The organism is Providencia sp. PROV061 (assembly GCF_011045655.1).
Lineage (GTDB): Bacteria > Pseudomonadota > Gammaproteobacteria > Enterobacterales > Enterobacteriaceae > Providencia > Providencia hangzhouensis.
In genome coordinates this window covers 2,581,725-2,606,853 of record NZ_CP042861.1, presented here as the reverse complement: position 1 = coordinate 2,606,853, position 25,129 = coordinate 2,581,725, and the positions used below count along the sequence as shown (strand labels likewise).

Annotated in this window: 26 protein-coding genes; 18 read left to right on the top strand and 8 right to left on the bottom strand. The window is 40.3% G+C overall.

Features of this window, described 5'->3' with window-relative positions; genetic code table 11:
- Positions 1–218: 218 nt before the first annotated feature.
- Together FVA72_RS11800 and FVA72_RS11795 are read left to right on the top strand one after the other, a co-directional pair.
- Complete coding sequence (locus FVA72_RS11800) at positions 219–455, top strand: hypothetical protein (protein ID WP_110591664.1); 237 nt, start codon at positions 219–221, stop codon at positions 453–455.
- Positions 456–498: 43 nt separating this feature from the next.
- On the top strand, positions 499–1,071 hold the full coding sequence (locus FVA72_RS11795) for a helix-turn-helix transcriptional regulator (RefSeq protein WP_094962956.1): 573 nt from the start codon (positions 499–501) through the stop codon (positions 1,069–1,071).
- A gap of 21 nt (positions 1,072–1,092) precedes the next feature.
- Here the strand turns inward: FVA72_RS11795 and argS are convergent, their stop codons facing one another.
- Positions 1,093–2,823: an arginine--tRNA ligase gene (gene argS, locus FVA72_RS11790; protein ID WP_004255076.1), complete on the bottom strand. Its 1,731-nt coding sequence runs from the start codon at positions 2,821–2,823 to the stop codon at positions 1,093–1,095.
- A 165-nt stretch (positions 2,824–2,988) separates the two neighbouring features.
- On the opposite strand from argS, the gene FVA72_RS11785 reads away from it, so the two are divergent.
- The 5 genes from FVA72_RS11785 (at position 2,989) to FVA72_RS11765 (ending at position 8,628) form a co-directional block, all read left to right on the top strand.
- Positions 2,989–3,543: a VOC family protein gene (locus FVA72_RS11785; protein WP_110591665.1), complete on the top strand. Its 555-nt coding sequence runs from the start codon at positions 2,989–2,991 to the stop codon at positions 3,541–3,543.
- 181 nt (positions 3,544–3,724) lie between these two features.
- Positions 3,725–4,486 carry a copper homeostasis protein CutC gene (gene cutC, locus FVA72_RS11780; protein WP_004255070.1) on the top strand — a complete coding sequence of 254 codons (762 nt, stop codon included), beginning with the start codon at positions 3,725–3,727 and terminating at the stop codon, positions 4,484–4,486.
- Positions 4,487–4,798: 312 nt separating this feature from the next.
- On the top strand, positions 4,799–7,222 hold the full coding sequence (locus FVA72_RS11775; RefSeq protein ID WP_110591666.1) for a DMSO/selenate family reductase complex A subunit: 2,424 nt from the start codon (positions 4,799–4,801) through the stop codon (positions 7,220–7,222).
- A gap of 10 nt (positions 7,223–7,232) precedes the next feature.
- Positions 7,233–7,850, top strand: coding sequence for a DMSO/selenate family reductase complex B subunit (locus FVA72_RS11770; RefSeq protein ID WP_110591667.1), 618 nt, complete (start codon positions 7,233–7,235; stop codon positions 7,848–7,850).
- Between the two features lies 1 nt (position 7,851).
- Complete coding sequence (locus FVA72_RS11765; protein ID WP_110591668.1) at positions 7,852–8,628, top strand: dimethyl sulfoxide reductase anchor subunit family protein; 777 nt, start codon at positions 7,852–7,854, stop codon at positions 8,626–8,628.
- Positions 8,629–8,684: 56 nt separating this feature from the next.
- Here the strand turns inward: FVA72_RS11765 and cmoB are convergent, their stop codons facing one another.
- From cmoB to FVA72_RS11740, 5 genes are all read right to left on the bottom strand, one after another.
- Positions 8,685–9,656 (bottom strand): tRNA 5-methoxyuridine(34)/uridine 5-oxyacetic acid(34) synthase CmoB, encoded by a 972-nt coding sequence (gene cmoB, locus FVA72_RS11760; RefSeq protein ID WP_094962962.1) that lies wholly within the window; start codon positions 9,654–9,656, stop codon positions 8,685–8,687.
- A gap of 2 nt (positions 9,657–9,658) precedes the next feature.
- Positions 9,659–10,408, bottom strand: coding sequence for a carboxy-S-adenosyl-L-methionine synthase CmoA (cmoA, locus tag FVA72_RS11755; protein WP_004255051.1), 750 nt, complete (start codon positions 10,406–10,408; stop codon positions 9,659–9,661).
- Positions 10,409–10,539: 131 nt separating this feature from the next.
- Complete coding sequence (locus FVA72_RS11750; protein ID WP_004255048.1) at positions 10,540–10,938, bottom strand: MAPEG family protein; 399 nt, start codon at positions 10,936–10,938, stop codon at positions 10,540–10,542.
- A 150-nt stretch (positions 10,939–11,088) separates the two neighbouring features.
- Entirely contained in the window at positions 11,089–11,493 is a 405-nt protein-coding gene (locus FVA72_RS11745) for an NUDIX hydrolase (RefSeq protein ID WP_004255045.1), read from the bottom strand.
- Between the two features lie 107 nt (positions 11,494–11,600).
- Complete coding sequence (locus tag FVA72_RS11740; RefSeq protein WP_110591669.1) at positions 11,601–11,924, bottom strand: DUF4377 domain-containing protein; 324 nt, start codon at positions 11,922–11,924, stop codon at positions 11,601–11,603.
- A gap of 510 nt (positions 11,925–12,434) precedes the next feature.
- On the opposite strand from FVA72_RS11740, the gene aspS reads away from it, so the two are divergent.
- From aspS to ruvB, 6 genes are all read left to right on the top strand, one after another.
- Positions 12,435–14,204, top strand: coding sequence for an aspartate--tRNA ligase (gene aspS / locus FVA72_RS11735; RefSeq protein WP_137019029.1), 1,770 nt, complete (start codon positions 12,435–12,437; stop codon positions 14,202–14,204).
- Between the two features lie 5 nt (positions 14,205–14,209).
- Positions 14,210–14,641, top strand: a complete 432-nt coding sequence (nudB, locus tag FVA72_RS11730) for a dihydroneopterin triphosphate diphosphatase (protein ID WP_004255036.1) — start codon at positions 14,210–14,212, stop codon at positions 14,639–14,641.
- 30 nt (positions 14,642–14,671) lie between these two features.
- Positions 14,672–15,415, top strand: a complete 744-nt coding sequence (locus FVA72_RS11725; protein WP_004255032.1) for a YebC/PmpR family DNA-binding transcriptional regulator — start codon at positions 14,672–14,674, stop codon at positions 15,413–15,415.
- Positions 15,416–15,683: 268 nt separating this feature from the next.
- Positions 15,684–16,205: a crossover junction endodeoxyribonuclease RuvC gene (gene ruvC / locus FVA72_RS11720; RefSeq protein ID WP_004255028.1), complete on the top strand. Its 522-nt coding sequence runs from the start codon at positions 15,684–15,686 to the stop codon at positions 16,203–16,205.
- Positions 16,206–16,367: 162 nt separating this feature from the next.
- The gene (gene ruvA / locus FVA72_RS11715) at positions 16,368–16,985 is read left to right on the top strand and encodes a Holliday junction branch migration protein RuvA (RefSeq protein WP_004255023.1); all 618 of its coding nucleotides are present in this window, start codon (positions 16,368–16,370) and stop codon (positions 16,983–16,985) included.
- A 16-nt stretch (positions 16,986–17,001) separates the two neighbouring features.
- Entirely contained in the window at positions 17,002–18,012 is a 1,011-nt protein-coding gene (gene ruvB, locus FVA72_RS11710; RefSeq protein WP_004255021.1) for a Holliday junction branch migration DNA helicase RuvB, read from the top strand.
- A gap of 104 nt (positions 18,013–18,116) precedes the next feature.
- On the opposite strand, the gene znuB is transcribed toward ruvB, so the two are convergent.
- Together znuB and znuC are read right to left on the bottom strand one after the other, a co-directional pair.
- Positions 18,117–18,902: a zinc ABC transporter permease subunit ZnuB gene (gene znuB / locus FVA72_RS11705; protein ID WP_094962966.1), complete on the bottom strand. Its 786-nt coding sequence runs from the start codon at positions 18,900–18,902 to the stop codon at positions 18,117–18,119.
- Positions 18,895–19,662, bottom strand: coding sequence for a zinc ABC transporter ATP-binding protein ZnuC (gene znuC, locus FVA72_RS11700; RefSeq protein WP_004255015.1), 768 nt, complete (start codon positions 19,660–19,662; stop codon positions 18,895–18,897). Before znuC ends, znuB begins: the two co-directional genes overlap by 8 nt.
- A 76-nt stretch (positions 19,663–19,738) precedes the next feature.
- On the opposite strand from znuC, the gene znuA reads away from it, so the two are divergent.
- The 5 genes from znuA (at position 19,739) to FVA72_RS11675 (ending at position 25,111) form a co-directional block, all read left to right on the top strand.
- Positions 19,739–20,698 (top strand): zinc ABC transporter substrate-binding protein ZnuA, encoded by a 960-nt coding sequence (znuA, locus tag FVA72_RS11695; RefSeq protein ID WP_110591670.1) that lies wholly within the window; start codon positions 19,739–19,741, stop codon positions 20,696–20,698.
- Positions 20,699–20,718: 20 nt separating this feature from the next.
- Positions 20,719–22,059 carry a murein DD-endopeptidase MepM gene (mepM, locus tag FVA72_RS11690; RefSeq protein ID WP_110591671.1) on the top strand — a complete coding sequence of 447 codons (1,341 nt, stop codon included), beginning with the start codon at positions 20,719–20,721 and terminating at the stop codon, positions 22,057–22,059.
- A gap of 117 nt (positions 22,060–22,176) precedes the next feature.
- Positions 22,177–23,151 carry a lauroyl-Kdo(2)-lipid IV(A) myristoyltransferase gene (gene lpxM / locus FVA72_RS11685; RefSeq protein WP_096864858.1) on the top strand — a complete coding sequence of 325 codons (975 nt, stop codon included), beginning with the start codon at positions 22,177–22,179 and terminating at the stop codon, positions 23,149–23,151.
- Positions 23,152–23,545: 394 nt separating this feature from the next.
- Positions 23,546–24,403: a LysR family transcriptional regulator gene (locus FVA72_RS11680; protein WP_110591672.1), complete on the top strand. Its 858-nt coding sequence runs from the start codon at positions 23,546–23,548 to the stop codon at positions 24,401–24,403.
- Positions 24,404–24,589: 186 nt separating this feature from the next.
- Complete coding sequence (locus FVA72_RS11675) at positions 24,590–25,111, top strand: fimbrial protein (protein WP_110591673.1); 522 nt, start codon at positions 24,590–24,592, stop codon at positions 25,109–25,111.
- The last annotated feature ends 18 nt before the right edge of the window (positions 25,112–25,129 follow it).

The window sequence follows — 25,129 nt, the reverse complement described above, 5'->3', positions numbered from 1 at the left end:
AATTTATTCTCTTTATAACTGAATTATTAATTTCAAAATTATTTCATGAAATTTCAATTGATTGTTTTCATTGATAAAAATAATATCCAGCTCTATTTCTGGGGTATATTTACTGGGTTGTTGTGACAGCAATTAATTTCAGGGGAGTATTCAATTTATTGAATATTACTTGTTGACCGATGTCAACGGAATGGCTATGTTATGTATCAAGGAGGTCGATGAAAAAACACCCAAATAAGCATGTTCAGGCAGCTATTGAATATGCGATAGAAAATGGCTGGGTCTGGGTTACAGCAGGAAACTCATCACATACTTTTTGCAAGTTACGCTGTGGTAACGCAGTGGGTGAACACAAAACACATATGATGAGTGTCTGGTCAACGCCAAAAGTTATGGAAGTGCATGCTAAACAGATAATACGTAAAGTGAATTACTGCATTGCTCTTTTAGGTTAATCCAAGCGGCTTAGGCCGCTTATTTATGTAAGATGGGGAAATTATGGCGCTATTTACTTTCACATTAACACTATCGGGTGTGACTGCTGATACGGAAGGCTTAGTTGATACCTTATTCGCCGCAGGCTGTTGCGATGCATTGGTGTGCTTTTATGGTAAATCGGTTTATTTAGAATTTGATAGGGAAGCGGAATCTTTTGATCTTGCAATTGAAACTGCGATTACAGATGTTGAAAGTACATCGCTGAATATAAAAGTGGAATCTATTGATTCCGCTTTGGTTGGGTTAAGTGATATTGCAGAATTGACAGGGCTAACCCGTCAAGCAGTGGCTTTGCTGAAAGATGGGGCTCGAGGTAAAGGCCATTTCCCTACACCCGTACAACGTTTGAGAGGGACATCCCCGTTATGGGACTGGGCGAGTGTTGCTGATTGGCTACAACAGAATAACCGGTTGTCGAATAACCCTGAACTTTATGAACAAGCAAAAATACTTTGTAAATGGAACTTAGTACTCCGTAATTGCGCAAATGAATATATCGATGAATTACAAAAACGAACAACAAAGTTAGCGAAACAGCGCAAACAAAAACGGCTCACCAAAGTGAACCGTTAATAGACTATTTATTGATTTGAATTACATTCTTTCAACGGTTTCAATGCCCAGAGTATCTAAGCCCGTTTTTAGAGTTTTTTGAGTTAATGCAGCCAATTTCAAGCGGCTTTGGCGCTGGGCTTCGTCATCGGCTGACAAGATAGGGCAGTGCTCATAAAAGCCTGAGAATAAACCAGCTAGTTCATATAAATAAGCACACATCACATGAGGTGTACCATCACGAGCGACAGTTAGAATGGTTTCTTCAAACTGTAACAAACGTGTCGCAAGCGCAATTTCACGTGGGTCTTGTAATGAAATAGGCAGAGTTAAGTCTGCATGGGTTAAATTGGCTTTCTTGAAAATAGAAGCCACTCGAGTATACGCATACTGCATATACGGAGCGGTATTTCCTTCGAAAGCTAACATGTTGTCCCAATCGAAAATATAATCTGTCGTTCTGTTTTTGGACAAGTCAGCGTATTTAACGGCGCCAATACCGACAACATTTGCGACATTGAGCAATTCATCTTCAGGCATATCTGGGTTTTTCTCACGGATCAGCGCTTGAGCACGTTCAACCGCTTCATCCAGTAAGTCTGATAAACGAACGGTACCACCTGTACGAGTCTTAAATGGTTTGCCATCTTTACCTAGCATCATACCGAACATGTGGTGCTCAAGTGCCATTGATTCAGGGATATAACCTGCTTTACGGACGATGGTCCATGCTTGCATTAAATGTTGATGTTGGCGAGAGTCAATATAGTAAAGTGAGCGGTCAGCATGAAGGGTTTCATAACGGTATTTCGCACAGGCAATATCAGTTGTTGTGTACAAGAAGCCACCATCTTTTTTCTGGACGATCACGCCCATTGGTTCGCCTTCTTTATTTTTAAATTCGTCGAGAAAAACAACCGTCGCGCCTTCACTCTCGACAGCTAAACCTTTGGCTTTTAAGTCTGCAACAATACCGGGTAGCATACTGTTATATAAGCTTTCGCCCATCACGTCATCTTCGGTTAAAGTGACATTTAAACGGCGATAGGTTTCTTGGTTTTGCTGCATAGTGATATCCACTAATTTGCGCCACATTTGACGACAATATTCATCACCGGATTGCAGTTTCACAACGTAGCCACGAGCGCGGACTGCGAATTCTTCATCTTCGTCGTAGTGTTTTTTGGCTTCGCGATAAAATTCTTCGAGGTCGGCAAGTGCCATATCGGTGGCATCTTCATTTTGAACTTTCTCAAGATAGGCAATTAACATACCAAATTGCGTACCCCAATCACCGACGTGGTTGGCACGGATGACTTTATGACCAATAAATTCTTGAGTGCGTGCCGCAGCATCACCAATAATGGTGGAGCGTAAGTGGCCTACGTGCATTTGTTTCGCGACATTAGGCGCAGAATAGTCAATGACAATCGTTTCAGGCTTGACGGGCGCGATGCCTAAGCGCTGGGAAGCCAATGCCTCTTCAACATGCTTTTCAACCCAAGCTGGCTCAAGGAAAATATTAATAAAGCCGGGGCCTGCAATTTCAACTTTGCTGGCAATCCCTTCCAAATCTAAGTGATTAACAAGCTGTTCAGCCAGTTGTCGCGGAGCTATCCCCATCTTTTTAGCAGCGCCCATCACTCCATTGGCTTGGTAATCACCAAACTGAGCTTTAGCGGATTGACGCACAAGTGCATCACTGTCTTCTGGAGCACCCGCTGCTAACATCGCAGCACTAATTTTATCTGAAAGAATCGCCTGAATATTCACCGAATTACCTTAAATTACGAACATAGTTACCGCATTGTGCCATCACATGCGCATAACTAAAAGGTGGAAGAGAAAAATCGGCAGGTTTTATACCACATTTTGGGGCTCTCATGCTACAGTCTGCGCCACTGTTTAGCAGATAAGTTTTTGTAAAGGGGGCGTTAAGTGCCACAGTTTAGCAAAATTTCGCAATTACAAGATTTATGGGATGACCTACCTATATTCATAGGTAAATTACAACAGATGGCGCAAGAGATAAACGTATTATTGTCATCCTTTCCGATTGACCATATTTCAGTGCGTTGTCATCATATTGAAACTGCAGAACGTTGGCACCAAGGGTTAATGCAATGTGCCCAACTTTTATCTGATAATATAATTAATGGCCGACCGATTCGTTTATATGAGCTAAGTGAGCCATTAAATATCGCGGGTCAAGATGTATTTATCATTGAGTTGCCTTTTCCAAAGGACAAAATTTACTCGAAAGAAAGTTGGGAACACATCGAAATGGTAATAGATGTTGAGCCGAATCAGCTAGAAACCGCGGCATTGCAGTTATTACCTGAACCTTTACCCCAAGGGTATAGCATTAAAATGAGCCAACCCAAAGGGCAGCAAGAAAGGTTGCCAAATCCAACATTAGCAGTGTCAAATGGTGAGATAACAGTTAAATACCATCCATTCTCACTAAAAAAGATAATTGAAAGTGAAAAATAAGTGATGTAATTAACGTTATTGATCAATAGTCCCCGTTAACTTTTGGCGGTGTGATATCCATCCGATAACATTTTTTGATAAATGGCATTATTAGGCGAATTGTTAACGTTTAACATTAAATCTTTCATTATTTTTTGGGCACATAAAGCCAGTGTTTTATTGCTCTATTTCGGAGGTTGTCATGGCAAAACTGGAAATCTGTTGTTTCGGAATTGAATGTGCCCAAGTGGCTCAAGAATATGGTGCAGATCGTATCGAACTGTGCTCTGGCGCCGCTGATGGTGGTCTGACACCCAGTTATGGTTACCTGAAATTAGCGAAAGAGAAACTACATATTCCAGTTCATCCTATTATTCGTCCTCGTGGTGGCGATTTTTGCTATAACATCAGTGAGTTTGATGTGATCCGTGAAGATTTAATCATGATTAAGGAAATGGGCTTTTCAGGTGCCGTTATCGGTATATTAGATAGCGAAGGGCGTATTGATATCAATAGGATGCAAACGTTGATGGAAATAGCACAAGGAATGAATATTACTTTCCATCGTGCATTTGATATGTGTATTAACCCATCGTTAGCTTTAGAACAATTAAAGGAACTCGGCGTGGCTCGCATTTTAACTTCTGGGCAGCAACAAAGCGCGGAGTTGGGCTTACCTCTCTTGAAAGAGTTACATGAAAAAAGCCAGCAAATCAATGGCCCACAAATTATGGCGGGTGCGGGCGTACGTTTAGCTAACCTCAGTAAATTCATGGAAATCGGTTTATCTGAGGTACACAGCTCTGCTGGGAAAACGGTACCATCAACCATGAGTTACCGCAAAGTAGGCGTTACAATGGCTTCTAATAGCGAAACCGATGAATTTACTCACTATTGTGTGGACGGCCCTACAGTAGAAGCGATGAAGGACTTTATTTCTATTACAGAAAAAGTTTCCGTTTAATTGCCGCTAGCCATAATACGCAGCTTTACTATTTACCTGCACGGCTTTGATATGGAAATTTTAAATAGATTGTTATTCACTAAGGAAAATCAATTAGTTGGTTTTTCTTAGTGTTTATTAGCTACCATGCAGTTAATTATTGCTAAAATAGTCGATAGAAATACTAATAATATGATTTATTTATCATTAATAGCTTAATTATTGCTTGTGTTGATGCATGTCAATTAACCACTTTTTTTATAAGGCTACTATCTAATTACTATAAGAATACTAAGTAATTCAATTTATAATAATTAATAAGGTAGCAATGTAATGATCAATAAAATCAGGGAAACAGCGCTGAGTAGGCGACAGTTTATTCAAACTTCTGCCTCTATCGCTACAACAACGGCTATCGCCAGCTCTATCTCTCTACCTTTTTCCGCTCAAGCAACACCAACCATCACAATTCAACCAGATGAAGTCAGTGAAAAAATCAAATACAGCGCATGCTTAGTTAATTGTGGCAGTCGTTGCCCACTTAAAGTACATGTGAAAGATGACGTCATTACTCGTATATCGAATGAAACCATGTATGACGACACTCAGTTTGGTTTACATCAAATACGTCCTTGTTTGAGAGGGCGCTCTGTTCGCTGGAAAACCTATAACCCAGACCGCTTGAAATACCCATTATTACGTACAGGTAAACGGGGAGAAGGCAAGTTTAAACGGATCAGTTGGGATGAAGCGACGACGATAGTGGCACAAAAATTGCGCTCAACTATTGATACATATGGCAATGAAGCGATTTACTATCAGTATGGTTCAGGATCTACCGGTGCTAATTTACAAGGACGTAATGCTTGCAAGCGGTTATTAAGCCAATTAGGTGGGTTTCTTGACCAACATGGAACCTACTCAACCGCACAAATAAACGGTGTTATTCCGTATGTTTATGGCAAGTTGGATGATTCGCTGTTATCTGAAATAGCCAATAGCGATTTAGTCGTCATGTTTGGCCATAATATCGCGGAAACACGGATGTCCGGTGGTGGGCAATTCTACGAAACCTTAAAAGCGTTGGAAAAAAGCCAAGCTAAAGTCATTATTATTGACCCACGTCGTACTGATAGCGTGACAACACTAGGTGCTGAATGGATCCCGATTTATCCGGGCACTGACGGTGCGCTTGTCGCTGCGATTATCCATACATTAATTAAAGAACAATTAACGGATGAAGCCTTTTTAGCTCAATACTGTGTGGGTTGGGATAGTCAGACACTCCCTGAGTCCGCACCAAAAAATGGTTCCTATAAGGATTATATTTTAGGGCTCGGTGATGATGGTATTGAAAAAACGCCGCAGTGGGCTAGCCAAATTACAGGCGTCTCACCAGCTCGTATTATTCAACTGGCTCGTGAGCTGGGTAATGCAAAAGCCGCGTGGATTTCTCAAGGTTGGGGGTTACAAAGAACGGCATCAGGTGAACAAGCTGCACGGGCTGTGATGATGTTACCCATTGTCACGGGACATATTGGACGCCCAGGAACGAATGCCGGAGGATGGGGAGGAAACGTGGCGTATTCTGTGCCAGGTTTTGCTATTCCAAACCCAGTTAAAACCAAAATTCCGTGTTTTATGTGGACAGATGCGATAGCGCGCGGTACCGAAATGACCGCGACAAACTCGACACTGCTCGGTAAAGAACGACTTGAAACCAATGTGAAATTTTTATGGCACTATGCGAGTAATGTCACGGGTAACCAACATTCTGACTTAAATAAAACCCACAAAATTCTAACGGATGAGTCCCTATGTGAATTTATTTTGGTTTGGGATACGCATATGACGCCATCGACTAAATATGCGGATTTAATTTTACCTGATGTGACCAGTGTTGAATCGAATGATTTAATTAATAACTCGTATGCCAGTGGTGCTTACCATTATGCTATCCGCCTACAGAATGCGATTACGCCATTATGGGAATGTCGCCAATCTTATGATGTTTTAACTGATATCGCTGAAAAACTGGGTATTAAAGACCAATTTACCGAAGGCCGCACACATGAGCAGTGGATAGAACATTGCTATAACTTGATGCGAGAAAAAAATCCACATTTGCCAACGTTCGAAGAAACGAATGACATGGGAATTGTTGATAGAAAATTGGCGAATAGTGCAGATTATATTGCTTTAAAACCATTCAGAGATTCACCTGAAACCTCACCATTACCAACACCATCGGGTAAAATTGAAATTTATTCAGAAAGGCTCGCTAAGATAGCGAAAGAGTGGGATTACCCTGCTGACCAGCGAATACCTGCTGTGCCTGAATATTGTGTAAATACTGAAGGCGTTGAAAATAAGCAAGCTAAACAAAAATACCCGCTGCAAATGACTGGCTATCACGATAAAGGCCATGCGCATTCTTCATATTTTAATATTGCGATGCTACGCGAAGCCGTTCCGCACCAGTATTGGATTAACCCAATTGATGCGTCTGCTCGTGGTATTCAAGATGGTGATATGACTGAAATTTTCAATGACCGTGGACGTATGCATATTAAAGCAAAAGTGACAGAACGCGTATTACCCGGTGTGATTGCAGTTCCGCAAGGTGCTTGGCGAGAAGTCAATGAAGAGGGGGTCGATATTGGTGGCTGTATTAATACACTCACCACACAGCAGCCTTCCGCTCTCGTTAAAGGAAATCCGCAACATACTAACTTAGTTGACGTGAAACGTGCATAAGGAGTGACGAATGAAACAGTATGGTTTTTATTTTGACTCAACAAAATGCACAGGTTGTAAAACGTGTCAGGTGAGTTGTAAGGATGAAAAGGACCTTGATTTAGGGCCTAAATTCCGTCGGGTATACGAGTTTGGTGGTGGAAGTTGGCAACAGCAAGAGGGGATATGGCAACAGAATGTTTATAGTTACTATCTATCAATTTCCTGTAATCATTGTTCTAACCCTACCTGTGTTGCAGGTTGCCCAACCGGTGCAATGCATAAACGTGAACAAGATGGGTTAGTAGTAGTAGACCAAACCATTTGTGTCGGGTGCCGTTACTGCGAACTACGTTGTCCATACGGCGCACCACAGTATGACGAAAAGAAAAATTTGATGAGTAAATGCGATGGGTGCTATGAGCGGGTCGAAAAAGGGATGAAACCTGTTTGTGTTGAATCTTGTCCACAACGCGCATTGGACTTTGACGATATCAACATTCTTCGCGAGCGCCATGGCAATATTAGTGGGATTGCCCCCATGCCAAACCCAGCTCTTACTAATCCTAATATTGTCATTAAGCCGCACAAGGATGCTAAACCTTGCGGTGACAAGAGCGGTAAATTACAAAACCCAGCAGAGGTATAACATGCACGAACTTCCACTCGTTTTTTTCACCGTATTGGGGCAGTCGGCAGCAGGTTTATATTTATTGGTATATGCGAGCCGAAAACTGGGTATGTTGAGCGAAACCCAATTGCGTCATGCCAATATAGCGGCATTTGTCATTATGATCATTGCGCTAGCCATCGGTGGGCTACACGTTGGGCAGCCTCTGCGCTTCTTTAATATGCTTTTAGGTGTAGGCCGTTCACCAATGAGTAATGAAGCTTTGCTTAGTGGTATTTTTGTTGCTTTTGGGGCTGCAACTTTATTATTCACCTTGTTTATTAAAAATAAAGCGCTAAGTGAACTGTGTAATGTTGCCACGGTTATTTTTGGTTTGGCATTCGTCTGGTCAATTCCTCAAGTGTATAATATTGCGACGGTAGCCAATTGGTTTACTGTTTTCACAACAGTACAAATGTGGATGACTCTGTTAATTGCTGGTGGCGCATTGGCTATTCTATTCGGTGCTCAGCGGTTAGGGGCGATGGCATTTTTGATTGGTTCAATTATTATTTTTGCCACTCGTGCCGCTTATGTGTCATTTTTAGGCGAAACAGGACCAGAGATTAGTGCAGAACAAGCTGGTTTTTGGAGCTTCCAGTTAGTCGTATTAGCGGTGATGCTGTTTGTTTATCCGGCTCTGTTATATCGCGGAAGAAACTCATCTGTAATATTAGGCTTATGTGCGCTAGCCGTTATTTTAGCGGAGTTAGCTGGCCGAATTGCCTTCTATAATTTATGGCAAATAACAATGTAATATCTTGATAAAAATGAAATAAAATGCCTACGGCGTAATTGCCATAGGCATTTTTTTTATGGTTTACGAGCAACTAAAATAGCGCGTAATGGTGCAGGGTAGCCCTCGATAGTTTTGGTTTTATCATTAGGGTCTAAAAATTCAGCCAATGAATCTGTTTTCATCCATTGTGTGCGGCGTTGCTCTTCCAAAGAGGTCACTTCTTGGTCAACAATCCGGACATCAACAAAACCACATTTTTCTAACCAAACTTTGAGCATTTTAGCGGAGGGAATAAAATAGACATTACGCATTTGAGCATAACGGTCACCGGGGATCAAACACTGAAATTCATCCCCCTCAATAACTAGACTCTCTAAAACCAATTCACCTTCGCTCACTAATTGGTTCTTAAGTTGCCACAAATGGTCGAGCGGTGAACGGCGGTGATAAAGTACACCCATTGAAAACACAGTATCAAATGCCTTTAACTCTGGCAGTTGTTCGATACCTAAAGGCAATAAGTGCGCACGTTGGTCATCGCCCAATAATTTTCTCACCGCCTCAAATTGGCATAAAAATAATTCAGTTGGGTCGATACCGACAACAAATTTGGCATCTTGCCCTAACATACGCCACATGTGATAGCCACTGCCGCAACCGACATCTAAGACATAACGGTCCTTTAGTGATGAAATATGGGGTAATACGCGATCCCATTTCCAGTCAGAGCGCCATTCGGTATCAATATTCACACCATAGAGAGAAAAAGGGCCTTTACGCCATGGCATTAATTGTTCAAGAATATTATTCAGGCGCCGAGTTTCACCCGCAGTGAGCTCGGGTTCACGTGTAGCAGTCACGCTGTTGCGTAAATCTAAATCAGTTGGGACCATTACAGGTAGGTTATCTAGCATTTTTTCCCATGAAGAAAAACCACCGTGTAATCCTTGTTTTTTCCATGCTGAAAGTTGTGCCGGAAGCGTTTCAAGCCAATGACTTAGGGGGCTAACCGCAATTTGTTGGTAAAAACGACCAAAATCAATCATGCTTAGGCCTCTTTAACCGCTAACAGTGAACCAAAATTAAAACACTGGAACCAAACTTCACAGTGAGTAAACCCCGCATTTTTTAAACGCGCTTTATGTGCTTCAACAGAATCTGTGAGCATCACGTTTTCTAACATGCTACGTTTTTGGCTGATTTCTAATTCGCTATAGCCATTCGCCCGTTTGAAGTCGTGATGCATATTGAATAATAACTCACCGATTTCTTTATCTTCGAAGTTAAATTTCTCAGAAAGGACTAAAATACCGCCGGGTTGTAGCCCTTGATAAATTTTACTGAGTAATAATTGGCGATCTTCTGGGTTGAGAAACTGCAAAGTAAAATTGAGCACAACCATAGAGGCGTTTTCAATATTTACATCACGAATATCACCTTCTATAACTTCAACCGGTGTGTCAGCACGATAGGCATCAATATGGCGGCGGCAACGTTCAACCATTGCAGGGGAGTTATCAACAGCAATAATTTTGCTTTTTTCTACTGTAATATTACGCCTTATCGATAAGGTTGCTGCACCTAAAGAGCAGCCTAAATCGTAAACATGGCTGTTGGGTTTGACAAAGCGACCCGCTAGCATGCCAATCATCGTAATAATATTAGAGTACCCTGGCACGGAGCGTTGGATCATATCAGGGAATACTTCAGCAACTTTTTCATCGAATTGCCAGTCACCAAGGTTAGCGATAGGCGCAGAGAAAAGGCGGTCTTTTGAGGTTGGATCCGAGTTTGACATAAGTTCTGTATTAATCAAAAACAAAAGTAGGGAAGGATTGTATCAGAAAGGCAGTCTACTGAAAATCAATCCATAAGCAATGAAATAATGAGCGGCACATTAATAATTCGTGCCGTTACAGAGAATAAAAACTAAAGATTAAATGAAACGATTTGTAGCCAAGGTAGGTAATAAGTATTGGCGATAACCATCAGCGCCATAGCAAGGTAAGTTGCTACCATGCCTGAACGGCGATATGAGTAATCGTGATTTTTTAAACCATAAGAGTGCAGTATTCGCCCTGCAATTAAGATCAAGCCACAAATATGAATCATCCACACTTGTGCGCCATTCATTTCCATTAAAAGCAATAAAATTAAAGAGATGGGAATGTATTCGATGGCATTACCATGAACGCGGATTGCGGTTTGCAACTCATAAAAACCGCCATCACCATAAGCTATACGGTATTGATTACGCAGCTTCACAACATTTAAGGATAATCTAAGCAGCAGTAAGGCACCCAGTACAGCGTACAAAGAGCTGACCATTTTTTACTCCACCATAAAACGAATCAAACTATGAAAACACCTAAAAATATAAGTTATAGTAATGGGTATTAACAATATTTGGTGAATTGTAAATCCTAAAAAGCCGTTCGACAAATGAAATCACAACTTTTTTAAGTAATCATATATGCTTTATTGAATTAATCCGTCTTTTTTTAATTGTGACAGAATGGTCACTGCCGTGCTTGAGCAGCGAGGTAAATCGTTAATGCTAAACCAATCCAATTCGGCAATCTCAGCAGCAGGATGGGGTTCGCCTCTATAGTCCGCAAAGTAGCAACGAATACGGACTTGCGTTCCATCTGATTTTCCATCAGCAGGGCCAATAAACTCGCCATAAAACCGGATAGAACTGATAACTAAGTCGAGTTTTAATTCTTCGGCAATCTCACGGCAGAGTGCTTGTACATCCGTCTCACCTTGCTCGCGTTTTCCACCGGGTATATAAAACAAACTTTTATTATGGGAACGCACCATCGCAATTTTGTGATCTGATAGGGTGATTAACCCAAGCTTATCGATGATTTTAACACTCATAATAGGGTCACTCTATTATTTACTGATGATAAAATAATTATGGTTATAAGTGAGTCATTAAGTAAACTGATAAAATTACTTAATGACTTAAATTAAATTTTTAAATGCTATTTCTTTTCAACGATTTTTATCAATTCATAACGAATACTTGGGGCATCAGCCGGTGGGTTAGGTACATCGAATTGCTTCACTTGTACAGTATAAGAGAAGCCTGGTTGATATTCGAAGCCTTGAATTGAGCTATAAAAAAGTTGCCAGTCATCACTTGGGTTTTCTTTCACTTTCATACACTTCATTGGGGCAACGCCCATACAATCAGCAAGTGAAGAATCAATATAAAAAGTTTTTGTATTATCAGTCTCTGCGGGTTTCATGTTTTGGCATCCAGCAAGTAGTACGAACATGGAAGTGGCAAGTATAATTTTTTTCATGGGTAGTCCTTAAACTGCAGATGGTGATTAATTCAGCGTTATATCTATATATTGCGATTATAGCAAACTGAAAAAGGTAACGATTCTGAAATAGAAAGATTAATGATTAAAGAGGTATTTATTAATCAATAATTGAATTGGAATGCATTAGGTGGTGATTTTTTACTCAAAAAGGCTTCGAGCTGATGAAATAAACCTTTGCTGCAATATGTACATGGTGCGGATAGTCCCTTAAAATCGATAGGATCATCGTGATAGACGTCTATCTCGCTATTCAATTTTATTATTGTTGATTAGTAAAACAATAATTGATGAAAATATGATTAAAAACAAAATGGTTTACGCGTTATGTAGAATACGTAACTATTTGTCTAACAGAATTTCCTGTATAATGTCTGCCTTTTTGACATTCTGAATTTTCAGCCCGTGTTTCGCAAATAAATAGGGTTCAGCAAAATGCCAAAATCCCGCAGCAAGCAAAAGCACAACAGCTGAGTAAAAGGATATTGTATGCGTACTAATTATTGTGGGCAGTTAAACATCGCTCACGAAGGCCAAAAGGTCACTCTTAGTGGATGGGTAAACCGCCGCCGCGATTTAGGTGGTTTGATTTTTATCGATATGCGTGACCGTGAAGGTATCGTGCAAGTTTTCTTCGATCCCGATCGTAAAGACATATTTGAAAAAGCGTCAGAGCTGCGTAATGAGTTCTGTATCCAAATCACAGGGACAGTACGCGCACGTCCAGATAGCCAAAAAAATAAAGACATGGCAACGGGCGAAATTGAAGTTTTTGCTGAAGAACTGAATGTTTTTAATAAGTCAGAGCCACTGCCGTTAGATAGCAACCAAACAAATACAGAAGAGCGTCGTTTAAAATATCGTTATTTAGATTTACGTCGCCCAGAGATGTCTGACCGTCTGCGTACGCGTGCTAAAATCACCAGCTTTGTTCGTAACTTTATGGATAAAGAAGGGTTCTTGGACGTTGAAACGCCAATGCTAACCAAAGCAACGCCAGAAGGTGCTCGTGACTATTTAGTACCAAGCCGTGTTCATAAAGGTAAATTTTACGCATTACCGCAATCACCACAATTATTTAAACAATTGCTGATGATGTCAGGTTTTGACCGTTATTATCAAATCGTAAAATGCTTCCGTGATGAAGACCTACGTGCGGACCGTCAACCTGAATTCACCCAAATCGACGTTGAAACCTCGTTCATGACCGCAGAGCAAGTGCGTGAAATTATGGAACGTATGATCCGTAATTTATGGTTAGAGGTAAAAGGGGTTGATTTAGGCAACTTCCCAATCATGACCTTTGCGGAAGCTATGCGTCGCTATGGTTCAGATAAACCAGACTTACGTAACCCAATGGAGCTGGTGGATGTTGCGGATATCGTAAAAGATGTTGAATTTGCGGTGTTCTCAGGCCCAGCAAACGATCCGAAAGGTCGTGTTGCGGCTCTGAAAGTCCCCGGTGGCGCAGCTATGACCCGTAAACAAATCGACGAATATGGTCAATTTGTTGGTATTTATGGTGCGAAAGGCTTGGCTTGGATGAAAGTCAACGAGCGAGCTAAAGGCCTTGACGGTATTCAAAGTCCAGTTGCAAAATTCTTGAGTGAAGACGTGATTAACCAGTTATTAGACCGTACTGGTGCCGTTGACGGCGATATCTTGTTATTTGGCGCGGGCGCGAAAAATGTGGTGACCGATTCAATGGGTGCGCTACGCTTGAAAGTAGGTCGTGACTTTGAATTAACCGATTTAAATAGCTGGCAGCCACTGTGGGTGATTGATTTCCCAATGTTTGAAGATAATGGTGAAGGCGGGTTAACTGCGATGCACCATCCATTTACGTCTCCTAAAGATTTCTCACCTGAAGAACTGGCGAGTATACCTGAAGAAGCCGTTGCTAATGCGTATGATATGGTCATCAATGGCTACGAAGTTGGCGGTGGTTCAGTCCGTATTCACCGCAACGAAATGCAACAAACAGTATTTAGTATTTTAGGTATTAATGAAGAAGACCAACGCGAAAAATTTGGCTTCTTATTAGATGCATTGAAATATGGTACACCACCACATGCAGGCTTAGCATTTGGTCTTGACCGTTTAGTGATGCTGTTAACAGGAACTGATAATATTCGTGATGTTATTGCTTTCCCGAAAACAACAGCGGCCGCGTGTCTAATGACGAATGCACCGAGCCATGCTAACCCGGATGCATTAACGGAACTTGCTATCGCTGTAGTTGCGAAAGACGAAGAGTAAGTTCAATGAAAAAATATAAGCGCCCAGAATCAGTATTAGTCATTATTGTGGCTCAAAATAGTGGACGGGTGCTTATGTTACGACGTAAAGACGACCCAGACTTTTGGCAATCAGTGACTGGAAGTTTGGAGCCTGATGAAAAACCGTATGAAACGGCGTGTCGTGAAATTAAAGAAGAAACAGGTTTTGAGGTTGAACAAAACCAGCTGCAAGATTTGTCGCACAGTATCATCTTTGAAATTTTCCCACATTTCAGGCATCGTTATGCACCCGATGTTACGCATTGCAAAGAACATTGGTTTAAAATGGTGCAAAGTGAAGAAAAAATGCCATTACTGACGGAACACAGCGAATATCGTTGGCTAGCACCAGATGAAGCGGCGAGCTTAACGAAATCCTGGAGCAACAGTCAGGCTATTTTAGAATTTGCTGTTTAATTATTTATTGACGTTTTTTGGAGATATTTCATGGCAGGTCATAGTAAATGGGCCAACACCAAACACCGTAAAGCGGCACAAGATGCTAAGCGCGGTAAAATTTTCACTAAAATTATCCGTGAATTAGTGACTGCAGCGCGTTTAGGTGGTGGTGATCCCGCAACAAACCCACGTTTACGTGCAGCGGTAGATAAAGCATTATCTAACAACATGACTCGTGACACCTTAAACCGTGCTATCGCTCGTGGTGTTGGTAATGATGATAACGATAATATGGAAACCATCATTTATGAAGGTTATGGCCCAGGCGGAACGGCTGTTATGGTTGAATGTTTAAGTGATAACCGTAACCGTACTGTTTCTGAAGTGCGTCATGCATTTACTAAAACGGGTGGTAACTTGGGGACAGACGGCTCTGTTTCTTACTTGTTTACTAAACGCGGCGTAATCACCTATGCGCCTGGTGTTGATGAAGATGCGATCATGGAAGCGGCATTAGAAGCGGGTGCTGATGATGTTGAAACTTATGATGATGGCGCAATTGATGTTTACACAACGCCAGAAACTTTTGGTGAAGTGAAAGATGCATTAGATGCTGCGGGTTTCACCAGTGAAGCTGCAGAAGTCTCAATGATCCCATCAACTAAAGCCGAGTTAGATGCAGAAACAGCGCCTAAATTGTTACGTCTTATCGATATGTTAGAAGATTCAGACGACGTTCAGGAAGTTTACCACAATGGTGATATTTCTGACGAAGTCGCTGCCACACTGTAAGTTGTGAGGCACTAAATGGCGGCCTAGTCATTTAGCATAATCCGCGTAGAGAAAGCGGGCTGATGCAGCCTGTTTTCTCTAACGCCTTCGATGCTTTCCTTCCTTTTATTCGCTATACTTGGCTAAGTATCAGTGCCATAACTCGCCTTTATTATCACTATTCTGAATGTTGGATTTGATATTCAAATAGCTATTTGATTGAAATTGATAGTATTATGAAGCTTATTAGAACAACATGATTAATATAAAGAGGCATAAGTAAATTTATATGGCGATTATTTTAGGTATTGACCCTGGCTCTCGTGTTACGGGGTACGGTGTTATTCGCCAACAAGGCCGGCAACTACTGTATTTAGGTAGTGGGTGTATTCGTACACAAGTTGATGATTTACCAAGTCGTCTGCAACGAATTTACGCGGGCGTCTCGGAAATTATCACTCAATATCAACCGGATATATTATCCATTGAACAAGTCTTTATGGCGAAGAATGCGGATTCAGCATTAAAACTTGGGCAAGCTCGGGGAGTTGCGATTGTCGCCGCTGCAAACATGAATATACCCGTATTTGAATATGCAGCACGTCAGGTCAAACAAACGGTGGTAGGCACAGGAGCCGCAGAAAAAAGCCAAGTACAACATATGGTTAAATCGATTCTGAAGTTGTCAGCGAGCCCACAATCTGATGCAGCAGATGCTTTGGCAATTGCGATAACACATTGCCATTTCAATCAAAACCTTTTAAAAGTTGGCGACCCACGGTTAGTTTTAACTCGAGGTCGTTTAAGATAGCGAGTTTATCTTAAACAGAATTGCTTATTAATAAATAGCGCGTAGCTGGATATGCATCCAGCATTTTTTATGGTATAAACAACAGTATTAATGATAATAAATCAACCTGTTCAGGGTTTGGATAGTATGTTCAGGGTTTAGATAGCAATAGAGGGCTTCAATGTGATAGGTCGTTTACGTGGTATTGTTTTAGAAAAGCAACCTCCAATCGTATTATTAGAACTACAAGGTGTTGGTTATGAAGTCCATATGCCAATGACTTGTTTCTATGAGTTGCCCGAAATTGGTCAAGAAGCGATTGTGTTCACTCACTTTGTTGTTCGTGAAGATGCTCAATTACTATATGGGTTTAATGATAAGCAAGAAAGGGCGCTATTTAAAGAGCTGATCAAAGTAAATGGTGTTGGCCCCAAATTAGCCCTCGCAATTTTATCCGGTATGTCTGCTCAACAATTTGTGTCCGCTATTGAACAAGAGGCTATAGCATCACTGGTTAAATTACCTGGAATTGGTAAGAAAACCGCAGAACGTTTAGTGGTCGAAATGAAAGACCGCTTCAAAGGCCTCAATGGGGATTTATTTAATCAAAATAGCGATATTAATCTGCCAAGTGTAAATAGCAAAGTACCAAATATGGCTGATATCGAAGCGGAAGCCGCAGCCGCACTGATTGCTTTAGGGTATAAACCACAAGAAGCAAGCCGTATGGTGAGTAAAGTCGCAAAACCGGATAGTGACTCTGAAACACTGATCCGTGATGCCCTTCGTGCAGCACTTTGATTGAGAGATTTTTAATATGATTGAAGCCGATCGCCTAATAACTGCTGAAGTATTACAGTCAGATGAAGAAGCTATTGACCGTGCGATCAGGCCAAAGCTATTGAATGAGTATATTGGTCAGCCTCAGGTTAAAGACCAAATGGAAATATTTATTCAGGCAGCGAAAATGCGAGGCGATGCACTTGATCACCTACTCATTTTTGGCCCTCCAGGGTTAGGTAAAACAACTTTGGCAGGGATTGTTGCGAATGAACTAGGCGTTAATCTGCGTACAACCTCAGGGCCTGTATTAGAAAAGGCCGGCGATTTAGCTGCCATGTTAACTAATTTAGAGCCCCATGATGTCCTATTTATTGATGAAATTCATCGATTATCCCCAGTTGTTGAGGAAATACTTTATCCCGCAATGGAAGATTATCAGCTAGATATCATGATAGGCGAAGGGCCTGCAGCGCGCTCTATTAAAATTGATCTCCCTCCTTTCACGTTAATTGGTGCAACGACTCGGGCAGGGTCGCTCACATCACCATTACGTGACCGGTTTGGTATTGTGCAACGTCTAGAATTTTATCAAGTTGACGATTTACAACATATTGTTAAGCGTAGTGCCCAATACATGGGGTTAGATATCACCGAAGAAGGGGCCTTACAGGTTGCTATGCGTTCGAGGGGAACTCCACGTATCACCAACCGTTTGTTACGTCGTGTGCGGGATTTTGCTCAAGTGAAAGGTGATGGTTCAATTGATGGGCTAATAGCTAACCAAGCTTTAGACATGTTAAATGTGGATGCTGCTGGTTTCGATTATTTAGATAGAAAGCTTTTAGTTGCTATTATTGATAAATTTATGGGTGGCCCAGTTGGGGTTGATAACCTTGCAGCAGCTATCGGGGAAGAGCGTGAAACCATAGAAGATGTATTAGAACCTTATCTTATCCAGCAAGGTTTTATTCAGCGCACCCCTCGAGGCCGAATGGCGACAGTTCATGCATATAACCACTTTGGTTTAACCCCTAAAGAAATTTGATTATATAAAATAAATAAGTATGGCCCCAATATTGTTATCAATATTGGGGCCATCTGTGCTAAAAACAGCGCGTGATGACTAAAATGCATAGCTTAAAGCTTAAATTAATTTTTCGCTTTTATTGTTAAGCTAAGTACGAATAGAACAGCCGATACCAATACGACAGACGGCCCAGCAGGGGTATCGTAGAAAGCAGAAAGTGTTAGCCCACCAGTCACAGCAATCATGCCAATTAAGATAGCGATAAAGGCCATTTGCTCAGGTGTTCGAGCAAAACGTCGAGCCGTTGCTGCGGGTATAATCAATAAAGACGTAATAATTAACGCCCCGACAAACTTCATTGCAATGCCAATTGTTAGTGCGGTAACTAACATTAGTAATAAACGGAGTCTTTGAATATTAATGCCATCAACAAAAGCAAGTTCAGGGCTAACCGTTATGGACAAAAGTGCCCGCCAACGATAAAAAAGCAACCCGCAAACGACAATAACGCCAATAAAAATCGTTATAATATCTTCATAGCTGACTGAGAGTAAGTCACCAAATAAGTAAGCCATTAGGTCAACACGGACATTAGCCATCAAGCTAACAACGACTAAACCTAAAGACAGTGAACTGTGCGCCATAATACCCAGTAGAGTATCAACAGCAAGTTGTGGCCGCTTTTCTAGCCAAACTAAAATTAAGGCCAATAACAAAGTGACAGCAATAACAGCATAGAATGGGTTGATATTTAATAGAAGCCCAAATGCGACGCCTAGCAATGAAGCATGAGCTAGTGTATCGCCAAAATAGGACATTCGGCGCCACACAACAAAAGAGCCTAAAGGACCTGCCGCAATGGCAAGTAGCATGCCTGCTACCCAGCCGGGTAATAGTAACTCAATCATGTTTGCAGTCCTTGCTGTGTTGGTGACCAACAATAATATTGCCTTCTAAATCATGTTGATGATTATGTTGATGACGGTATACACCGAGTTGTTGAGCACCCCGATAACCAAACATTGCCACAAACTCAGGGTGGTTTGAAACAACGTCTGGCGCGCCAGAACAGCAAATATGGCCGTTAATGCAAAGTACTTTATCTGTTTTTGCCATCACGAGATGTAAGTCATGGGAAACCATTAATACAGCACAATTAAGCTCAGTTCTTAATTGATTAATTAAATCATATAGTGCAACTTGGCCTGTAATATCAACACCTTGAGCGGGTTCATCGAGCACTAACAGGTCAGGTTTATTGAGTAGGGCGCGAGCCAGTAAAACACGTTGAGTTTCACCGCCTGATAATTTTTGCATCGGTTGCTCGAGTAAATGCGTTGCTTTGACTCTTTCGAGTGCAGGTAACAAATGCTCTTTACGAGCACCGAGCTTTAATAACATAAACCGTTTAACCGTAAGAGGGAGCGTCGTATCTAAGTGAAGTTTTTGTGGAACATAACCAATAGCAAGAGAAGAAGGACGCGTAATGGTACCTGATGTAGGGGCAAGTAACCCGAGTACAACACGTACAATAGTTGATTTTCCAGCGCCATTTGGGCCTAAAAGGGTTACGATATCACCTTTATTCAGTTCAAAGGTAACATCGTTAAGGACCTGTTTTTCGCCAAATGAAACAGAAATTTTATTTAAAGTCAGTAATGGTTGCATATGAAAAACATCTTGCAGAATTCATTTTGTGTTATATTATAACATTTCAAAATCAAAATCACGGAAAAAGACTGCTATGATACATAAATCGAAAAACATTGCCTGCAAATTTCTTTTCGGGGCGGTGGCGACCTCCGTATTAAGTGCAACTATGGTATCAACTGCTAATGCTGATGTTGTAACGTCAATTCGCCCACTGGCCTTTATTGCCGCAGGGATTGCAGACGGTGTCACTGAGACACAAGTTTTATTACCAGATGGTGCTTCACCTCATGATTATGCACTTAAACCTTCTGATTTGAAAAAAATTAAACAGGCCGATCTATTCGTATGGGTTGGACCTGATATGGAAATGTTTTTACAGAAGCCAATCAATACATTACCACAGAATAAACGCCTAGCATTGGCTGAGCAGAAAAACATTAAGCCACTACTTATGGCGGAGTCACATGAAGATGAACATGATCACGAACATGGAGATGAAGCTAACCATGACAACGATCACGAACATCATCACCATGGTGAGTATAATATGCATATCTGGTTATCCCCAGAAATTGCAAATTACGCTGCGCAAGACATTTATGAGCGTTTAGTAGAGCTTTATCCTGAACAAAAAAATAAGCTAGACGTAAACCTTCGTAAATTCAAAGAAAATATGACGCAAAATGATCAGAAAATTGCTAATATTTTGCAGCCAGCTAAAAATAAGGGTTATTTTGTTTTTCACGACGCTTACGGTTACTTTGAAAAACACTATCAATTAGCTCCATTAGGGCACTTTACGATAAACCCAGAAATACAACCTGGCGCGCAGAAATTACATCAAATACGAACACAATTGGTTGAGCACAAAGCGCAATGTGTTTTTGCTGAGCCACAATTCAGGCCTGCTGTGATTGAAAGTGTAGCACGAAATACGGGGGTGAAAATGGGAACTCTCGACCCACTAGGAATTGGGCTGGCGATAGGGCCAGATAGCTACATGCAGTTTTTGACTCAATTATCAGAGCAATACGCCAGCTGCCTGGATTAAAAATAGAAGGAATTGTTTAAGTGCAGCAAATGGCCAAAAGTCTGGCTCAGGTATACGGTAGCCTGTCTAGGACACATAAAATTGTATTAAGTACGCTCACTGTAGCGACTATGGCCGTCGCAATTTGGCGGCCAGTTCATGTACCAACGACAACTGAAAATGATGGCACACCGGATACCATCATACCGCTCTCATTATTACCTGCAAGTGATGCTACCGACGATATAATTCAAGACAGTAGTGAACAGCTACCTGATGAAGGCCTTGCTGATACCGAAGCTGAAGCAATAGAGACAGGGGGAGAAGCTGCGCCTCTCCCCCATGAATATGTTGTTGCAAGTGGTGATAACTTAACGACTATTTTAACTCAATTCGGTATTGAAGCTGGGGATGTTGCAACGCTATCTAACCAACATAAGTCATTGAGAAACCTTAAAATAGGCCAATCCTTAAATTGGTCTTTAACAGAACAGGGTGAGTTAGAATCATTGACTTGGGATGTTTCTCGCCGTGAGACCCGTATTTTTACCCGCGTAGGAACGACAAATAAATTTGAAGAAACTAAGCAAATTCGCGAAGGTGAATGGACTAACAGTGTTTTAAAAGGTACGGTTGACGGTTCATTTGCACAAAGTACAAGCAAAGCGGGCTTAACACGTAATGAAGGCCGTGAGGTGATTAAAGCCTTACAATGGCAGGTTGATTTCAAAAAATTGAAAAAAGGCGATAAATTCAGTGTGTTAATGAGCAGGGAAATGCTTAACGGGCGCAGTGAGCAGAGCCAACTCATTGGTGTTCGTCTGCAAACTAATGGAAAAAGCTATTATGCTTTTCGTGCTGAAGATGGGCGCTATTATGATAGCGAAGGGAATGGCTTAGAACGCGGTTTCTTACGTTTTCCAACCGCTAAACAGTTTAGAGTGTCTTCACAATTCAATCCTCGGCGAGTTAACCCAGTTACTGGGCGTGTAGCACCGCATAAAGGTGTGGATTTCGCAATGCCTGTTGGCACGCCAGTACTTGCTGTTGGTGATGGTGAAGTGATTGTTTCAAAATACAGTGGTGCTGCAGGCAACTTTATTGCTATCCGTCATGGGCGTCAATATACCACTCGTTACATGCATTTACGCCAATTGTTAGTTAAGCCTGGGCAAAAAGTTAAGCGTGGTGATAGAATTGCGCTATCAGGTAATACTGGGCGTTCGACCGGGCCTCATCTACATTTTGAAATGTGGGTGAATCAACAAGCAGTAAATCCACTTACTGCGAAATTACCAAGTTCTGGTGGTTTAACAGGAAAAGAGCGTAAAGAATATTTAGCGCTAGTAAAAGAAACGAAACCACAACTTAAACTACAGTAACTTAAGTTTCTATTTTATCGCTGGCAGGTACTTGTATCTGCCAGTTTTCTTTGTAATGCTCCCGTAAACTATTATTATAAGCTATAGAGAGATAGCTAATATTCACTTGAGTACAGCATGAATAAAGATCAAGACACTGATAGTAAAAAAGGCTATGTGCCAACTTTTCACCGTTCTTATCTATTACCTAAATATTGGGGGGTATGGTTAGGAGCGGGTATTTTGGCAGGATTGGCTTTCATTCCGGTTAAAATCCGTGACCCTTTACTCGCTAAAATAGGAAAATGGGTTGGGCGGCTGGCTAAAAGTGGTCGTCGTCGTGCCAAAATTAACTTACTTTATTGTTTTCCTAAATTGACAGAACAACAACGAGAAGAATTAGTTGATCGTATGTTTGAAACCGCACCACAGTCCTTTGTTATGTTGGCAGAGCTATGTCTTCGTGGTGCAAGTAAAACGCTAGCTAGAACGCATTGGCATAATCAAGAAATTATAGAGCGCTTAAAACAGCAGCAAAGCAATGTTATTTTTATGGTTCCTCATGGCTGGGCCGTTGATGCACCAGCGATGTTATTAGCAGCAAAAGGCCAGAAAATGGCTGCAATGTTTCATCACCAAAAGAACCCAGTTGCAGATTATTTATGGAATAAAGCGAGATACCATTTCGGGGGGCGCTTGCATTCAAGAGAAGCGGGTATTAAGCCTTTTATTGCTTCTGTTAGACAAGGATATTGGGGGTTTTATCTTCCAGACCAAGATCATGGTGAGGAGCATAGCGAATTTGTTGATTTTTTTGGTACATATAAGGCAACATTACCTGCAATCGGTAGGTTAATGAAAGTTTGTAAAGCGAAAGTTGTGCCACTATTTCCCGTTTATGACCATAAAACGCATCAATTGCATATTTTTATCCGTGAACCAATGGATGATATCGATGGTAAGGACGATAAGTATATTGCACGAAGAATGAATGAGGAGCTGGAATATCTGGTTTCCCCGAACTTAGAACAATACACATGGATACTAAAGCTATTAAAAACGCGAAAAGAGGGAGAAATAGAACCTTATCAGCGTAAAGATCTTTACCGTTAGTCTCCAGATGTACAGAATAATTTTTAAGCCATTACCTTTTGAGTAATGGCTTTTTTTTGTCTAAAAGTGTGCTCATCATAGAAATATACACTTAATCCCCATAATTTTGAAAAGCTGGGTACCATTATTAATGGTGTATAGTTATTTAATTTATTTTTATATTTCTTGGTTTTATTATTAGGCTATTTTTAGTTACTTGTATTGATCTTTTCGAGAGTATAAGAGAACTGATAGCTTTACATAAAAAAATATCCCCTATTAAAAATGATTATCGATATATCAAAATAAATAACTTAAAAACTTTTAAATATATGAGTAAATAAGGAATGGTATGTAAAAGTATTTATTAACGATAAATAAAATATATCTCCCAGGTTAATAATTTGGAGACTCTATGGTTAAAACCCGAACTACGCTAGACCAATGGATAACCCTACAAGCGGTGGTTGACTACGGTGGTTTTGCTCAAGCAGCTGAAATCTTGCATAGAACACAATCATCAATTAGTTATACCATCAGTAAATTAGAGCAAACGTTAGAAATTGAAATATTTTCTTTAGAAAAACGTCGTGCAGTATTAACTAAACAAGGAGAACAGTTATTAGCGTTATCAAGAGAAGTAACAAATAAAGCGATTTCATTAGAAGAGGTTGCCAAGTCATTAAATTATGAGGGAAATAATAAAATTAATATAGTTATAGATTCGCTATATCAAAGTGATGAAATACTTAAAAAAATTGGAGAGCTAAGCTGCTCTAGAAAGGATTATGATATTGATCTTAAGAAGATTTCACTAAGAAAATCAGATGTTTTTACAATTAAAAATTATGATTTATTAATTACTCATCATTACATTGAGTCGTTAAATCCCATATTTCTTGAACAGGTTGAAGCGGTGCTTGTAACCAACCCAAATCATAAGCTGCAACATTGTTCAGTTGACAATATACTGAAAATAATGGAAAAAACAGCCTCAATTTCTTTGAAGCTTACAGGTATGAATGGGATCAAAAGCATCCAAACTATCCATATTTCTAATGTGGAATTAGCAATTAAATTAGCCGAAAATTCGGTTGGTTATTTATGGTTGCCGAAAAATTTAATCCAGAAAGAATTAAATAATAATTCATTAAAAGAGCTGAAAATAGTAAATAAAAAGTCGTTCTATAATTTTTATATGTATATTAATAGAATCTCAATGGCAAATGAAATTTTAAAAAACTATCTAATTGCTAATAAAAAATCTAAATAAAAGAGCCAGTTCATAAATGATAAAAACAAAGCATTAATATTTTAGATGCAATTTTAAAAAATTCAATGTATCCATTGGTTAACTTAACTAAAGGTAGATGATATATTTCTTCTGAACTAAAAATATGAGTGATTTATTTGTTTATGTAGTAATTAATAATTAAAAATCTATATTATAGGAACTATTATGAGTATTCTAAAAAAATCCCTAACTATAATAGGGGTTACTTTAGCTGTAACATCTACGCCAACTGTTTTTGCTTCAGGTACAATTAACTTTACTGGGGAAATAACTGATATAGCTTGTACAGTTGATAGCAACTCAAAAAATTTAAATGTTGACCTTGGAAAGGTATCAGCTAAAAGTTTAGCCGCACAAGGAGAAGTGGCGGGTTTAAAAAACTTTACTATTAAACTTGTTGATTGTCCAACAAACTCCAAAGTAACTGTACGTTTCGGTGGCACACGTGATACCGCAGACAACGATATTCTTGCAATTAACCAAGCTGTAGGCGTTGCAAATAATGTCGGTGTTGCTTTATTTGAAAAAGATGCAATAACGCAAATTAAGTTGTTTGAAGATTCAAAACAAATTGAATTCGATGGTAAAACAGTAGACTTAGACTATGTTGCTCGTTATAAAGCGACTGGTGTAGTAACTGCAGGGCCTGCTAATAGCAGTGCAGTATACAGTATTCAATATCATTAACTAATTGGAGAGTGACAA

Bases quoted from the DNA above. Each gene is read 5' to 3' on its own strand.
- FVA72_RS11800 (WP_110591664.1), top strand. From the start codon at position 219: ATGAAAAAACACCCAAATAAGCATGTTCAGGCAGCTATTGAATATGCG.
- FVA72_RS11680 (WP_110591672.1), top strand. From the start codon at position 23,546: ATGGTTAAAACCCGAACTACGCTAGACCAATGGATAACCCTACAAGCG.
- nudB (WP_004255036.1), top strand. From the start codon at position 14,210: ATGAAAAAATATAAGCGCCCAGAATCAGTATTAGTCATTATTGTGGCT.
- FVA72_RS11770 (WP_110591667.1), top strand. From the start codon at position 7,233: ATGAAACAGTATGGTTTTTATTTTGACTCAACAAAATGCACAGGTTGT.
- cmoA (WP_004255051.1), bottom strand. From the start codon at position 10,408: ATGTCAAACTCGGATCCAACCTCAAAAGACCGCCTTTTCTCTGCGCCT.
- ruvC (WP_004255028.1), top strand. From the start codon at position 15,684: ATGGCGATTATTTTAGGTATTGACCCTGGCTCTCGTGTTACGGGGTAC.
- FVA72_RS11675 (WP_110591673.1), top strand. From the start codon at position 24,590: ATGAGTATTCTAAAAAAATCCCTAACTATAATAGGGGTTACTTTAGCT.
- FVA72_RS11750 (WP_004255048.1), bottom strand. From the start codon at position 10,938: ATGGTCAGCTCTTTGTACGCTGTACTGGGTGCCTTACTGCTGCTTAGA.
- cutC (WP_004255070.1), top strand. From the start codon at position 3,725: ATGGCAAAACTGGAAATCTGTTGTTTCGGAATTGAATGTGCCCAAGTG.
- FVA72_RS11795 (WP_094962956.1), top strand. From the start codon at position 499: ATGGCGCTATTTACTTTCACATTAACACTATCGGGTGTGACTGCTGAT.
- lpxM (WP_096864858.1), top strand. From the start codon at position 22,177: ATGAATAAAGATCAAGACACTGATAGTAAAAAAGGCTATGTGCCAACT.
- aspS (WP_137019029.1), top strand. From the start codon at position 12,435: ATGCGTACTAATTATTGTGGGCAGTTAAACATCGCTCACGAAGGCCAA.
- FVA72_RS11765 (WP_110591668.1), top strand. From the start codon at position 7,852: ATGCACGAACTTCCACTCGTTTTTTTCACCGTATTGGGGCAGTCGGCA.
- FVA72_RS11775 (WP_110591666.1), top strand. From the start codon at position 4,799: ATGATCAATAAAATCAGGGAAACAGCGCTGAGTAGGCGACAGTTTATT.
- ruvB (WP_004255021.1), top strand. From the start codon at position 17,002: ATGATTGAAGCCGATCGCCTAATAACTGCTGAAGTATTACAGTCAGAT.
- znuC (WP_004255015.1), bottom strand. From the start codon at position 19,662: ATGCAACCATTACTGACTTTAAATAAAATTTCTGTTTCATTTGGCGAA.
- FVA72_RS11725 (WP_004255032.1), top strand. From the start codon at position 14,672: ATGGCAGGTCATAGTAAATGGGCCAACACCAAACACCGTAAAGCGGCA.
- FVA72_RS11745 (WP_004255045.1), bottom strand. From the start codon at position 11,493: ATGAGTGTTAAAATCATCGATAAGCTTGGGTTAATCACCCTATCAGAT.
- znuA (WP_110591670.1), top strand. From the start codon at position 19,739: ATGATACATAAATCGAAAAACATTGCCTGCAAATTTCTTTTCGGGGCG.
- FVA72_RS11740 (WP_110591669.1), bottom strand. From the start codon at position 11,924: ATGAAAAAAATTATACTTGCCACTTCCATGTTCGTACTACTTGCTGGA.
- znuB (WP_094962966.1), bottom strand. From the start codon at position 18,902: ATGATTGAGTTACTATTACCCGGCTGGGTAGCAGGCATGCTACTTGCC.
- cmoB (WP_094962962.1), bottom strand. From the start codon at position 9,656: ATGATTGATTTTGGTCGTTTTTACCAACAAATTGCGGTTAGCCCCCTA.